General features: G+C 66.7%; 14 protein-coding genes. 3 read left to right on the forward strand and 11 right to left on the reverse strand.

Going from position 1 to position 12,709, the window contains the following annotated elements:
• Nucleotides 1-2: 2 nt before the first annotated feature.
• The gene (locus IEZ15_RS00215; RefSeq protein ID WP_189273216.1) at nucleotides 3-581 is read right to left on the reverse strand and encodes an imine reductase family protein; all 579 of its coding nucleotides are present in this window, start codon (nucleotides 579-581) and stop codon (nucleotides 3-5) included.
• Between the two features lie 158 nt (nucleotides 582-739).
• On the opposite strand from IEZ15_RS00215, the gene IEZ15_RS00220 reads away from it, so the two are divergent.
• The gene (locus tag IEZ15_RS00220; protein ID WP_114249310.1) at nucleotides 740-1,069 is read left to right on the forward strand and encodes an NIPSNAP family protein; all 330 of its coding nucleotides are present in this window, start codon (nucleotides 740-742) and stop codon (nucleotides 1,067-1,069) included.
• 375 nt (nucleotides 1,070-1,444) lie between these two features.
• Here the strand turns inward: IEZ15_RS00220 and IEZ15_RS00225 are convergent, their stop codons facing one another.
• From IEZ15_RS00225 to IEZ15_RS00260, 8 genes are all read right to left on the reverse strand, one after another.
• Nucleotides 1,445-1,981, reverse strand: coding sequence for a GNAT family N-acetyltransferase (locus IEZ15_RS00225; RefSeq protein ID WP_189273218.1), 537 nt, complete (start codon nucleotides 1,979-1,981; stop codon nucleotides 1,445-1,447).
• A gap of 179 nt (nucleotides 1,982-2,160) precedes the next feature.
• Complete coding sequence (locus IEZ15_RS00230) at nucleotides 2,161-3,441, reverse strand: hypothetical protein (RefSeq protein ID WP_189273220.1); 1,281 nt, start codon at nucleotides 3,439-3,441, stop codon at nucleotides 2,161-2,163.
• Nucleotides 3,438-3,698 (reverse strand): hypothetical protein, encoded by a 261-nt coding sequence (locus IEZ15_RS00235; protein ID WP_114246738.1) that lies wholly within the window; start codon nucleotides 3,696-3,698, stop codon nucleotides 3,438-3,440. The genes IEZ15_RS00230 and IEZ15_RS00235 overlap by 4 nt, the downstream gene beginning before the upstream one ends.
• Nucleotides 3,695-6,346 (reverse strand): SUMF1/EgtB/PvdO family nonheme iron enzyme, encoded by a 2,652-nt coding sequence (locus IEZ15_RS00240; RefSeq protein ID WP_189273232.1) that lies wholly within the window; start codon nucleotides 6,344-6,346, stop codon nucleotides 3,695-3,697. Before IEZ15_RS00240 ends, IEZ15_RS00235 begins: the two co-directional genes overlap by 4 nt.
• Nucleotides 6,343-7,128, reverse strand: coding sequence for a class I SAM-dependent methyltransferase (locus IEZ15_RS00245; RefSeq protein ID WP_189273234.1), 786 nt, complete (start codon nucleotides 7,126-7,128; stop codon nucleotides 6,343-6,345). Before IEZ15_RS00245 ends, IEZ15_RS00240 begins: the two co-directional genes overlap by 4 nt.
• 148 nt (nucleotides 7,129-7,276) lie before the next feature.
• Entirely contained in the window at nucleotides 7,277-7,516 is a 240-nt protein-coding gene (locus IEZ15_RS00250; RefSeq protein WP_114246735.1) for a DUF7848 domain-containing protein, read from the reverse strand.
• Nucleotides 7,513-7,743 carry a hypothetical protein gene (locus IEZ15_RS00255; RefSeq protein WP_189273236.1) on the reverse strand — a complete coding sequence of 77 codons (231 nt, stop codon included), beginning with the start codon at nucleotides 7,741-7,743 and terminating at the stop codon, nucleotides 7,513-7,515. The genes IEZ15_RS00250 and IEZ15_RS00255 overlap by 4 nt, the downstream gene beginning before the upstream one ends.
• 94 nt (nucleotides 7,744-7,837) lie before the next feature.
• A complete protein-coding gene (locus IEZ15_RS00260; RefSeq protein WP_114246733.1) occupies nucleotides 7,838-9,079 on the reverse strand; it encodes a helix-turn-helix domain-containing protein in 1,242 nt (413 codons plus the stop codon).
• A 435-nt stretch (nucleotides 9,080-9,514) separates the two neighbouring features.
• Between IEZ15_RS00260 and IEZ15_RS00265 the strand changes: the two genes are divergently transcribed.
• A complete protein-coding gene (locus IEZ15_RS00265) occupies nucleotides 9,515-10,567 on the forward strand; it encodes a MarR family transcriptional regulator (protein ID WP_189273238.1) in 1,053 nt (350 codons plus the stop codon).
• Between the two features lie 79 nt (nucleotides 10,568-10,646).
• On the forward strand, nucleotides 10,647-11,585 hold the full coding sequence (locus IEZ15_RS00270; protein ID WP_189273240.1) for an ankyrin repeat domain-containing protein: 939 nt from the start codon (nucleotides 10,647-10,649) through the stop codon (nucleotides 11,583-11,585).
• A 370-nt stretch (nucleotides 11,586-11,955) separates the two neighbouring features.
• On the opposite strand, the gene trxA is transcribed toward IEZ15_RS00270, so the two are convergent.
• Nucleotides 11,956-12,300 (reverse strand): thioredoxin, encoded by a 345-nt coding sequence (gene trxA / locus IEZ15_RS00275; protein ID WP_114246730.1) that lies wholly within the window; start codon nucleotides 12,298-12,300, stop codon nucleotides 11,956-11,958.
• Between the two features lie 3 nt (nucleotides 12,301-12,303).
• On the reverse strand, nucleotides 12,304-12,708 hold the full coding sequence (locus tag IEZ15_RS00280) for a MerR family transcriptional regulator (protein ID WP_114246729.1): 405 nt from the start codon (nucleotides 12,706-12,708) through the stop codon (nucleotides 12,304-12,306).
• Nucleotide 12,709: the final 1 nt, after the last annotated feature.

Consider the following 12,709-nt stretch of genomic DNA (forward strand, 5'->3'; position numbering starts at 1 on the left):
ATTCAATATAGGCGGAGAAATACCCCGGCCGTCAATTCGGACCGGGGTTTTTGTTTGCGTCCAGGAGACGCTCGGCAGAGGGTCGGCGCGCCCGTCGCATCGAGCACGGCGCGCAGCCGTACGAGGATGCCCCGCCACTCGCCGGCGCCGCCGGAGTCGACCCGGAGGGCCGCGAGCTCGGAGTCGGGCACGAGGATGCGATTGTCGGCCGCCGTCCCGGCCACGATGGTCCGCAGGTACGGGGCGATGGCGGCGGCGGGGATGTTCTCCGCCCGGGCCAGGGCGAAGGCGTGGACCGGCCCCGCCATGCTGCCGTGGAAGAAGTCCGGCATCGCCATGTCGTACGCGGCGGCAAGTGCGTGATCCGGGCCGTGGAGCGGGGCGCCCGCGCCGAGCGCCTTGAGCACGGCCTCGTACCTGTCGTACGCGGACTGCGACCCGGCGTAGAAGATCAGTGCCTGAGGCCCGCCGGTCACCTCGACCGGCACCATGATGGCGCCCGCCAGATAGTCGAGCGCCTGGGCGTCGGCCCAGGCCGCGGAGGTATGGGCGCGGTCCGGGGTGTCCGAGGTGAGGTCCACGAGGACGCGTCCGTCAGCGGAGCCGTAGGGCCTCTTCGGCAGATCCGGCCCGGACCGCTCCCCGGGCGACGAGCTCTTCGCCCTTGCCCGGGAGCGGTTCCGGACGGTGGTGCATGGGCCGCCTTCGGACCCGAACCGGCATGCAGCATTATGTGGGCGTGATCACCATTCATCTGAAATACGAGATTGACGCCGACAAGCTCGAGGACTTCGAGGAATACGGCCGCCGCTGGGTCGGGCTCGTCAACCGTTTCGGCGGGACGCACCACGGCTACTTCCTGCCGAGTGAGGGCGACAGCGACATCGCCTACGCCCTCTTCTCCTTTCCCAGTCTCGCCGCGTACGAGCAGTACCGCACGGACAGCATGTCCGACCCGGAGTGCCAAGATGCCTTCGAACTGGCTCGTAACACCCGCTGCATCAAGCGGTACGAGCGCCGCTTCCTGCGACCGCTCGATGTCATGTCCCAGGCCAGCGGCCGGGCTTGAACGACTGCCCGAACGCCAGGACATGGCCATGAAATTCTTCGACCGGGTTGCGGAATCGGCCGTTCCTCAACCACCGTCAGCATGAGCCGAGAGGACGCGGCTCTACGACCTGGAAGCATGCGGACGGGCGCTGCCGCGCCGTGGCGTGGTGTGAGAAGGACCGTACGGGTTCGGTGAGTTGTGAAGCTGACCCGGGCCCGTGCGGTCTGTTCCCATCCTGCGGAATGACTGGAGCCAGTCCCTGCCGGTTGCTGAATTCTGACCGACTGCGCAAAGTGCCATGACGGGCGATGGCTATGTCCCAGGGCTTCGGCAAAGTTCGATCCCGACCCGTTTGTTCTCATCTGCTCTACTGCGGACTCGGGTTCCGGCTGTTCATGCCTGGGGCGTCCATTCGTCCGCGAGGAGGCCGAGGATGGCCTCGTCGGCGTATGCGCCGTACACCCAGGCGGAGTGCCGCAGCGTTCCCTCTCGCGTGAACCCCACCCTGGCTGCCGCTGCGATCATCGGGGCGTTGTCCGTGAGGGTCTCAATCTGCAGGCGCTGCAGTCCACGTACGGCGAATCCGTATTCACACAGCGCCTGCAGGACATCGACGCCGAGCCCGCGGCCGCGGAATGCGGGTCGCAGGGAGATCCCGATGTGAGCCGTCCTGCTGTGCGTGTCGATGCCCCACAGCAGGGCCTCGCCGACCAGCTCCTGCGACTCCAGCTCCACTACGGAGAAGCAGGCTGCCGCGTCCGACGGCTCAGCCACTGCGTAGGGCGACTGCCCCGAGCCTGGCGGGATGGGCCGCCACGGGCGGGAGTCGGCGCGTGACCGTGTAGCCACATCGTCGTACAGCTCGGACTGGAGAACTGGGACGTCGCTCGCGTGCCGGGCACGCAGTCCGATCTTTTCGCCATGTATCACAGAGCATTGCTACACGAGGGAAAGCAGCCGATCAACTGCGTTGTCCCGGCGGTTCCACGCGGGTGGCGGTCATACGAACCCAAGGAGGGCGAGCGGACGTTCCGGGTCGCGGGCGTTGTGCCGCAGGGCGGTGGCGATGTCGGGTGCGCCGGACAGTCGCAGGGCCGAAGAGCGCCCGTCTACAGCCTGCTGCCCCTGCGCAGCGAGGACAGAACCAGTCGCCCGTAAGGCGTCGCGAGCGCAGTTGCCGTTGCGGCGACGGAGAGCCCGAGAGCGACGAGCAGGTGCAAGAGCGACTCGTCGCCGATCACCTGGAGTATGCCGAGCGCGGTGCCGAGCGGCAGGCCCAGGACCGTGAGGATCCCCAAGGCGCCGCTGATCTGCTGGCTCTCCTGAGTCTGCACCAGCCGACTGTAGTCAGCGGCCTCGGCCAAGATTTCGCCGAAGCGATCTGGTAGTCGGTGCTGCTGCTGGAAGGCGAGCAGCAGTTCATTGGCCGGACCGTGGGCTGTCAGGTGCTGACGCCAGTAGGTACTGCGGAAGACCGCGATGTTCCGCTCCAGCGTTGCGACTCTTCGCGCCAGTTGCGTGGTGTCGAAAACGTCCGAAAGTTCGTCAGTCAACTCATCGATGTGGTCGCGCTGGAGTGACCCGAGCAGCAGGGCGTCGAGGTAGACGGTGCGCGAGTGCAGGGCGCCGAACGCGTAGAAGTCGCCGTCCCCCGCATCGGCACGGTGGCCGAGGAATGCGGCACCCTGCCGGAGCACCAGGGCGCTCCAGTCCGCCGAGATACGCACGGCGCCGCCGAGCTCTGCCGCGGCGGTCTCCGGGGCAAGCGGAAAGTCGGCCGGGTTCGAACGTGACGCCAGCTGCCAAAGCCAGCGGTCGGCAGTGGCCGGCAGTGGTCCTTCGTGGCCTGCGCGCAGCGCTGGAGTGTGCTCGGCCTCGGGGGTCAGAAAGGCAATGGTGTAGGGGCGAGCTATGGCGAATGTTCCTGTACCGCTGGTGACTTCGGCCACACCTGCGAGAAGTTCGCCGAAATCGAGCGGGCCTGTGAGCGTCACGGCGTCGCCGTCGGTGATCACTCGTCCCGCTATCGCGCGCACCACAGGCAACAACGGTCTGTACACCGTGAAGTGGAGGACTGCGAGAGCATGTTCAGGATTACGGGCGGTGGCCGTGCGGAGAAGCTCCATACCAATGAGGTGCAGGCCGTTATGAACGACCGACGCCGACCGGTACCAGCGTCGGGGCCGACCGGGCGCGCCGTAAAGGACTCTCGCGGAGGCCGGAGCGAAATAGGTTGCCCGCGTCGCGGTATCGGTGCGACGGCTGCCCAGCTCGAAGGGGAACGGCCCCTCGGCCCAGTCGGGAGTCCGCAGCAGACGCACCGGGACGACAACTGTCAGCTCCTGGCGCGCACCGGTGATGGTTTCGAGTGAGGGTGGCACGGCGGTCATCCGTAGTACTCGGACGGATCAGGCTGGTCGAGGCGGATGACGAACTCGGCCCGGTCGGGGCTTGCCGAGACATGGAAGCGGACACGCTCACCGGTGCGGATGGTGCGGAAGCCTTCAGTCACGATCTGCCGGTAGTCGAATCCGTAATACCGCTGGTCCTCGTCGTCTCGAACGATGTACGAACCAAGCGTGCCGTTCACTCCCCCGCCACTCGAACGCCTGTCGACAATCGTGCCGTGACGCGGCTCGCCACTCATGCCACTGTCTCCTCGGTGTCGGTGATTTCCTCCATGCAGCGGAAGCCAACCGCGTTGCTTCCCCCGCGTTTCCGGTAGAGACCCTTACTACTTGCCTGCACAGCACGCATCGGGTTGTCATAGCTGCCGCCGCAAATGACGGCCTCACCCGGATCACCGAGGCTGGTCGACGTCCATTCCCAGCAGTTGCCCACCATGTCCCCGATGCCGAACGGAGAGCGGTTTCCGGGCCGTTCGTCCGATGGCGTCACCCAGGCCCGCCGGACTGCGTCGCCTGCGAAGTCCTCGTACCACGCCTGGTAGGTGACGACAGGGCGCCCGACCCATGAGTCCGCACAGTTGATGAGTCCGTCCCGGGGCTCGTCGCCCCAGGGAAACAGGCGGCCGTTCGTACCACGCGCAGCGGCTTCCCACTCCAGGGAGGTAGGCAGCCTCTTGCCCTCGAACCCGGCGAAGGCGTACGCGCTCCACCAGTTGACGCAGACGGCCGGGTACGAGTCGTAGCGCGTGTCGGCGTAGTAGTCGGATTCGCGCAACCTGTCGGTCCACGGATGGTGCGTAACGTTGGCCGGCTGGTCGGGATGGTCCCAGCTCGAGGTGCCATCGTCGTTGAGCGCTTGGAGGAAGCGCCGGTAGCGCTGCACCGTCACAGCGTGTCGGTCGAATCGTACGGATCGCGGGACTCGGCGGAGCAGTAGTCGTTCAGCCGGGCCGACCAGATACGTTCCTGCGGGCAGTACGCAGTCGTCGGTCGCGGGAGTGCTGGGAAGGCCGGCGAGGAAGGCGCGAACCTGCTCGGTGAGAAAGGCGCCGCCCGGCACGTCCACTGCAACGTCCTGGTTTCCGGCCTCGGCCAGATATCGCGCCGCAAGCAGTTCCTGGTACGCAGTGTGCACAAAGGCAACCTGATCGGGCCCTGCCGGGCGCAGCAAGGGTGAGAGCACACAGGCGTCGAGCTCAAGGCGCCCGTCGGTGAACGCGCCTGTCCCCAGCGCCCGGTGCAGGTCGAGGAGGGAGAACACCGTCTGGTCGGTGAGAAAGGCGTGCCCGAAGCAGTCGGGCAGACGTTGCTCGATGCCGGCCTGTCCGCGATCGGCCAGGGTCCGGGTGATGTGCGTTCCGAGGATGTCGGCGAGGGAACGCCCCGGAGACAGCCCTAGCGACGCGGTGAGCCTCTTCTCCAACGGTGTTGCGTCAGGTTCGGCGAGGCGTACGAGGTGAAAGTGCGGGACCCTGGCCGGGTCGACTCCATTGGCGTACATCTGCTCGACGAGCTGTTCGGAACGTCCTGCGCCGCTGTCCAGCAGCTGGCGGACCTGCGGCGAGTCGGCAAGGAAGGACACGCGCGAGCTCATGACCACGGCGGACTCCGCCGAGAGCACGGCTGCCAGATCCACGAACAGGCGCAGGAATCCGGCGGGGCTCGCCTCATCGACGCCCTCGTCGACGGCGTCGAGCACGCAGAGTGCAGTGCCTGAGCGGATCAAATAGAGAAAGAGGTCGTAGGCGCGGGAGCGGTCCGAAGCCATGGACGGTGCCAGGAGTCGCGCGGCGTACTCCGAGAAGGGTTCGTCCTTGGGCTTGAGTCCGAGGTCGAAGTAGAAGCGGAAACGGCGGGTGTCGGGGTTGACGGCCAGAGAGCGTAGAAGCGTGCTCTTACCACTCCCGGGGCGACCGGTGACCAGTACGTTCGCGCTGCCCCGGCCCAGGCGGGTGAGCAGCTCCGCAGCGTCCGCGGATTCCGTTTTCCGGAGCTCCCCGGTGTGCGGGTCGTTGGACAGCACGGCGGCGGTGATCGCCACGCGGGGCTCTGCGGGTGCGGCTATGGAGGAGACGGCGCCGAGATGTGTTTCGAGGTTGACGAGAGTGTCGACGAAGCCGTCGTAGCGGACGATCCGGAAGTCCAGTCCAAGCATCTGGTGGAGCGCCCCGGATGCCGCACTGTCGTTGTCGTCCTCCAGGACAACAAACCTGGTGAGCTTGGGCAGTCGGGTGCGCAACAACTCACCATCGCTGGAGGCGAGGACCGTGCTCAGATCGTCGGCGTCCCGGGAGAGCATGAGCTCCACGTACTCGAGCCGCATGCCCGATTCACGGCAGAACAGCTGGTAGACAGTGTCGGGGCTGAGAACGAAGCGTTTGGCCTGCCGATAGCCGAGGGTGACGTACAGACCTGCGAGGAACTCACAGCGGCGGGCCACCTCGGGAGCCAGGTCCGGCTCTCCGCCGAGGAGCGCGGGGCTCCCCGTGTTCGTGAACCAGACCAGCACATCGACGAGGCGGCGCACGGCCAGCAGCCCGTCCTCGTCGCTGATGTCGTAGCCGTCGTGCGTGGAACGATTACGAAGACGGCGGATGTCGTCCAGAGCGTCCATCACGGTGCTGCTTCGGATGTGTGGACGGCAGCGCTTGACGAGGTCGTTCAGCGCCTTGGTCGAAGGATCACCTTCGATGTTGTGGTGGCGCCATAACTCCTTGAGCAGCTTCTCGGTCAGTTTGCCGACAAGCGCGACGGCGTTCTCGGGGTAGCCATCGTCGAGAGAACGCAGAGGGCGCTCGAGGTCGAGCCCGAGACGGTCCGCGATCCTTGCGTGATCGTCCAGTTCACCCCGGAGACGACGCAGCCGCTCATCGACCACGGTACTCACTCGCCCTCACCTCGTTGATTCGGCAGCTTCCCGAGGACAAAGGCGAACCGGTCGGGAAACACAAGGACGGGCTCGGGGTGGGCGGCACGCATCTCCTCGATCCCCTTCTCGATCTCTTGGTCGCTGAAGGTGGAGAGCAAGGACATGTAGCGAGCACGCACCATGCCGAAGTACCTGTCCCGGTCGATGCGCAACTCGTGCTCGACGTGGGTGAGACCTGCCTCCATCCCAGCCGCTGTCAGGTGCTCCACGATGCCCAATGGGTCGGGTTGCAGCTCCTCGAAGCGCCTGAGAGCAGCGTCGAACAACGGGTACTGGATCGTGGCCGGGAGCATGACCACGAGAAGGCGTCCACCGGGCGCCAGCCGCCCCGTCAGGCCGCGCAACGTCCGGGCCGGATCCGGGAGGTGGTGCACCGATTCCTTCAGCCACATCGCATCGAGCCGGCCAGAGGGCAGGTCGACATTCCCCTCGGCAATGTCTTCGGCCGAGGCGAGAACCGGTGCCAGACCGGGTGGGGGCGGCATCCCGATCTGACGAAGCATCGCCTCTGAGGGATCGGCGCAGAGAACGGGGCGGCTCGGTCGGACGGACTTCGCCACTTCGCGCGCGAACAGCCCTGTACCGCAACCGATGTCGGCGATACGGTCGTTGCCATTGAGCCTCAGTGTTTCGGCGATGCGGGCCGACATCCAAGGGATGTAGTCCGGCCCGTACACCCAGTGCTCGTCGTACTCGGCGGCCAGCTCTTCATAATGCCCTTGTACATCACGCCGCTCCACGATCCCCCTCGCGCGTCACAGGTCTTGATGTGCTGGACAACGACAGGCTATCGCGCCGTACTGGACCGGCAATACCGTGTAATGCGCCGCTGTTCCATCGCCGGTTCGGCGACGTCCGGCAGCGCAGCAAGCAGGACAGTGATCCTCGTCAGGAGTTCATCCACGTTCGCCAGGACCTGGTGATCAACTCACGGTACGTGTGGTGGGAGGGGTTGCGCCCCGAGTGCGAGAGAGCCCACCCCTGCGGGGCATCCCAGCCCTCCGCCGCGGGGGAGGACTCTCCGCAGACGACGCACAGCATGGCGTACGTCTGAGGCTCGGCATCCGGCTCCTGGTTCGGCGCGAGGGTCCACTGGACGTGCCTCACGATGGCCCGGGGCCCACTCATGCTCCGCGCCTGGATTCGGCGTTGAGGGCAGCGAGGCGAACGGTCAGCTCCTGACGCGGGGAGAGCACCTCGATGCCGTCCGGTTCGACTTCCCACGACAGTCCGCCGCTGATCGGGCGCAGCTGGATGAGCCCGCCGATAGTGCCCATCACGACACCGAAGCGATCGGTCTTCGTGTCCTTGACTACCGCCCCGATCCGGGGGCCGGTCTGCTGGTTGTTCGCCATGACGAAAACGATACGTAGACCCTGAGTAACCAGCCAGATACGAAGTGATGCACTTTGACTCACGACTCGTCAGAAGTGCATCGGTGCAGTGCAGTTATCCAAAAACGCCTAGATGAGCGCCTACCGTGCGCATGTCGGCGGTGAGGGTCCGACGCTTCTTCGTGATCTCTTCGAAGGTGATCGCGGCAGCCGTCTGGTGGCGGAACCATTCGGGTGCGACGTGATCCAGACGGGAGAGTTCCTCCATGGCGGCCGAGGTGTCACCCGTGCGGACGCGGGCCCGAGCCAGATCGAGGTAGTACCGGTTGCCATCGTTCGTGCTCGGCTTCCCCAGCCGCTTCCACGCCTGCGGCTGGAGCTCCTCCTCCTCGCCGGACTTCCGGACGACAGTCCGGGCATCGCCCGTGACCATGGCGTCCTCCAGCTCTTTCATGGCAGCGGTGACGGGCCCGAACTGAGACCAGTGGCGCAGAAGGTTGCGGTGCGACACACCCACGGCCTTCGCAGCCGTACCGGCCGCCCTTCGGAGTGCCTTGGCCTCCTCCGGACGGTTGTTCCGCGCCGCCGCGGCAGCGGCCTCCATCGCGAGACCACCCCAGGTCGCGTACGCATCCACCGTGGCCCCCTTGATCTTCGGCTCAACGATGTCCATCGTCGCGACGGCAATGTCCTCAGCCTCGTCGAACCGTTCGGTTCGAATGAGCACGAAGCACATGCCGCCCACTCCTGACGCCGCAGTCAGCTCGCTACCGGCCAGCCGGGCATCGCTGATGGCTTCTTTAATGGCCCCGTGGGCAAGGTCGTACTGCCTGATCTGCGTCAAGTACCGCCCAGCCAGTTGCAGGGCTTCGGAGCGAGCGCGTAGGGCGTCCAGGCGCTCGCTTCCGTGGTCGTAGTAGGCCACTGCGTCGTTCGCTGCGTGGATGAGAGCCGGAAGGTCGGCGGCAATGCTCTGATAGCTGTCCTCGTAGTAGAGGAGCGCGCTGTCGTGGGTCATGCGGCGCAGGCGACGGATGTCGGGCGCATCGCCGGTCGGCGCGTCAGGCGCGGCCAGGCCGACGGCCGGGGTCAGGGCGATTCGGAGTTCGCGGAGATTCAAGGTGTTGGGGTTGTCGTGAGGCACGGGCTTCGGAGCTCCCGCCGCCATCAGGTTGGAGGTCTTCACTCCAAGCGCGCGGGCGAGAGCGTGAAGTGTCTCCATTCGCACACCGTCGTCGCCCTGCTCAATCTTCCTGACGGGGCCGACTGACAGTCCCGCTCGGTGCGCGAGCTGCTCTTGGCTGAGTCCGGCAGCGCGACGGTATTTCCTGAGGCTGTCAGCGAGTTCGTCCGACATACGGCACCACCCTTCCCGCTTCAGCGTACGCCGATTGAGAGACAGGAAAGGGCCCTCGCCAAAGGCAGTGTCGCCCTCCGTCTCGGAACCCGAGTTCCGGGCTTCGAGGGTCGGGGTTCGAGCTGCGGGACCGACTGGTTCACTCTTTCGCGGGTATGAGGAGGGGGCCGGTCCCGACGCTTGAGCTTCGGGATCCGGGCGTCGGAATCCGGGCTCCGGGATTCGAGCGTCTTTGGTTAACCGGTAGGTGAAAGAAGGAGGTTGGGCAAACCTCCCCGCCCTCCCCGACCCGTCACGGCCAGCAAGTACGACTAATCCTGACCAGCTTGCGGCGCGTGATCGCGGCTGCTTACGGTGCCCCCAACGAAACGACCCCGACACGGTGTTAGAGCACCGGGCCGGGGTCTCACCCCAAGATCGTTAGGACCCGATCTCGTGGCTACCGAGAACCTTAGCCCTGCCCTGCGTACGCCCGCATCCTCGCGCCCGTACCCGAAGGCCAACCGCGGCTACGGCAAGCGATCCGCACCGGACCAACGCCCCGCGTGCGCCGATGACTTCATGTTGCTGCCCGAGCGTGAGCGCTACATCGCCGGGTACGTCGACCATCTGCCCGACGGTGCGGCCATGGACATCAAGTCGCTGGCCAAGAGCATCCCCCTGTACGGACAGATGGCCGTCGGTAGCGCTCTCAGGGCACTGGGAGTGGCCGGTCACCTGCGGCACGCCCAATGTCGGGTCGAAGATCGCGGCCAGGTCCGCTGGGTCACCCGTACGTTCTGGTCCCGCACCGCCCGCGACAACGAATGGTGGGGTGCATTCATGGACGCCGAGAACAACCGGGCCGCCCAAGAAGCAACCGCTCCTCGGACGCCGCTCCGGGTCCCCACGCAAGCGCCCGCTCCCCAAGTCGGGTCAGAGCCGCAGGCCCCGGCCCCCGTGACACCGGCCGAGCCCGCAGCACAGCCCACCACGCCCGGCCCCGTGCCCGTCGTACCGCAGCAGCGAACCCCCGAACCGGCCCCGGCACAACCCTCACCCGCGTTCCTCGCCCTGGCCCAACTAGGCCGAATCGAACCGCGCCTGCCCCTCTCCGCCGCCGACTGCACCGCCCTGGAGTCGCTGGCCGCCCAGTGGTTCACCCGGGGCGTGGACACCGACTACCTCACCCACGCCCTCACCTCCGGCCTCCCCGCCCAGGTCGGTTCCCCCATCGGCTTCGTACGCCGCCGCCTCACCGACAAGATCCCACCCCACCTGCCCACTACCCCGACACCCACCATGCCCCGCACCCCCACCCGGCGCCTGATGGCCGAATGCACCGAATGCGGCACACCCGGCCACCCCGAAGCACTCCCCGACGGCCTCTGCCGCCGCTGCCGCACACCCGACCCGGGCACCACAAGCAAGCAGGCCATGGGAGCCGACACCGAAGAGGACGTCCACGGCCTCGTCGCCGAACTCCGGGGCATGCTCAAACGCCCCTGACACGCGCCTGAGCTCGGGCATCGGCCGTCGGCCTACGATGTCCAGCACCGCGGAGAACTCTTGATCAAGGATCACGACAATGACACTTCTACGCGCGAGCAGCAGCGGCGACACCGAATCAGTGCGGAAGCTCGTTCAGACCCAGTCCGACGTGGACGTGCGTGCCCGGGGAACGGGGAGAACGCCCCTTCTTGAGGCGGTCATAAGCGGTCACCTCGATACGGTCGCTGTCCTCTTGGCAGCGTCTGCCGATATCGAGGCACGTGACACTGCCGTCGGATTCACGCCGTTGGGCTGGGCCGCAGCACAAGGGAACACGCACCTTGTGCGGGTGCTCCTTGCGCACGGTGTCGATGTTGACAGCGCCAATGGCGACTTCGATCGCACTCCGCTCATGCTCGCGTCCCAACAGGGCCACGCGGACGCCGTGCGAATCCTGCTTGAGCACAACGCGCGTGTCGCCGTCACGGACAACTCCGGCCAGAATGCGCTCTCCCTATACCGTGAATCGAACGGCAACGACGGGGCACCGCACGTTCATCGGCAACTCATCGAAGCCGGCGCTGTTCTCCCGCCACCCGTTCCTGAGCCTCCCGCTCTCCCCTGGCCTTCTGTCGCCCACGCCCAAGTGGCCTACGACGACCCTGTCGCAGTCGTACGTGGCTTCATCCTCCGGATGGCGAAGTGGGAACAGGACGCGCTCGCCGATCGAGCCCGGGACCTCAACGCACTGTGTGCGGAGCGAGACGTACTCGCATCGGCCTATCTGAGCGTCCGCCCGCGCACCTACCGCCCGCACAGCATCGGGACACCGACAGAAGTGGATGAACGCGAAACACTCCACTCCGTTCACTATCCCAAGCCCAACCGATGCGAACTCCTCGTTCGTGATCCACTCGGCCACCCGTTTCGTTCCGAACGGCTCTACACCGCAGTCAAGAAGCACGGCGAATGGCGCCTCGACACGCTGAAGACCCGCACGCTGGGCACCGCCAACTGGAGCCGAGCGCTGCTCTGATCCCGGGTTGAGGTCCGCAGTTCCCGACAGGGCCCGAGTGGAATGCGACGAATGCGGCACACCCGGCCGCCCCGAAGCACTCCCCGACGGCCTCTGCCGCCCCTGCCCTACACCCGCCCCGGACCCCGCAAGCAAGCAGGCCACCGGAACCGACACCGAGCGAGACGTCCGCAGCCTCGTTGCCCAACTCCGGGGCAGCTCATCGCCGCGGCGTACATGCGGGAGAATCCGAGCGCGACCCGTCAGCGACACAGGCGGACGTTGAACCGGACGGCCCAGCGCGTCAGGTAATCGCGCCCGGCGAGGTCGGATGCTTTTCGAGCGCAGGCCGTTGCGCGTTGCTTGTCCCGGTTCGGACGTACGCCCCGCCTCACACCGTCTCGAACACGTCCTCCAGCTCCTGGAGCAGCCTGCGCTTGGGACGGGCGCCCACCATCGACTTCACCGGTTCGCCGGAGCGGAACACCATCAGGGTCGGCATCGACAGCACCGCGTACCGGCTCGCGATCCCCGGGTTGCGGTCGACGTCGATCTGGACGATCTTGATGCGCCCGGCCTCCTCGGCGGCGACGGCGCTGAGCACGGGGGCGAGCTGGCGGCACGGGCCGCACCAGTCGGCGGTGAACTCGACCAGTACGGGGAGATCGGCCGCCAGCACCTCCCCGTCGAAGGTGGTGTCGGTGACCTCGGCCACGCCCTCTGCCACATGAATCATCTGTCATCCTCCCAGTTCACAACGTGGTTCCGGACCGCCGGGAAGCTCTGCCGCGGCCTCCAGTTCGGCCTTCGCGAGCTGTGCGCCCACCTGGGCGCGTACCGCCTGGAGCTGCTCGATGAGCGAGTCGAGCTCGCCGAGCTTGCGCCGGTAGACGGCGAGCGAGGCGGGGCAGGCGTCACCGGCCGGGTGGCCGGCGCGCAGGCACTCGACGAACGGCCGGGTCTCCTCCAGTTCGAAGCCGAAGTCCTGGAGGGTCCTGATCTGCTGGACGAGACGCAGATCGTCCTCGTCGTACGCGCGATAGCCGTTGCCGGCCCGTCGCGCGGGCAGCAGTCCGCGTGACTCGTAGTACCGCAGAGTCCGTGTGGTCGTTCCGGCCCGTTCGGCCAGCTCCCCGATGCGCATG

It is taken from the genome of Streptomyces atratus, from assembly GCF_014648655.1.
Taxonomy (GTDB): domain Bacteria; phylum Actinomycetota; class Actinomycetes; order Streptomycetales; family Streptomycetaceae; genus Streptomyces; species Streptomyces atratus.

What these genes read in the sequence shown, in the direction of transcription:
- IEZ15_RS00255 (WP_189273236.1), bottom strand. Translation starts at nt 7,743, where the DNA reads ATGGCGAACAACCAGCAGACCGGCCCCCGGATCGGGGCGGTAGTCAAG.
- trxA (WP_114246730.1), bottom strand. Translation starts at nt 12,300, where the DNA reads ATGATTCATGTGGCAGAGGGCGTGGCCGAGGTCACCGACACCACCTTC.
- IEZ15_RS00230 (WP_189273220.1), bottom strand. Translation starts at nt 3,441, where the DNA reads ATGACCGCCGTGCCACCCTCACTCGAAACCATCACCGGTGCGCGCCAG.
- IEZ15_RS00270 (WP_189273240.1), top strand. Translation starts at nt 10,647, where the DNA reads ATGACACTTCTACGCGCGAGCAGCAGCGGCGACACCGAATCAGTGCGG.
- IEZ15_RS00250 (WP_114246735.1), bottom strand. Translation starts at nt 7,516, where the DNA reads ATGAGTGGGCCCCGGGCCATCGTGAGGCACGTCCAGTGGACCCTCGCG.
- IEZ15_RS00235 (WP_114246738.1), bottom strand. Translation starts at nt 3,698, where the DNA reads ATGAGTGGCGAGCCGCGTCACGGCACGATTGTCGACAGGCGTTCGAGT.
- IEZ15_RS00280 (WP_114246729.1), bottom strand. Translation starts at nt 12,708, where the DNA reads ATGCGCATCGGGGAGCTGGCCGAACGGGCCGGAACGACCACACGGACT.
- IEZ15_RS00260 (WP_114246733.1), bottom strand. Translation starts at nt 9,079, where the DNA reads ATGTCGGACGAACTCGCTGACAGCCTCAGGAAATACCGTCGCGCTGCC.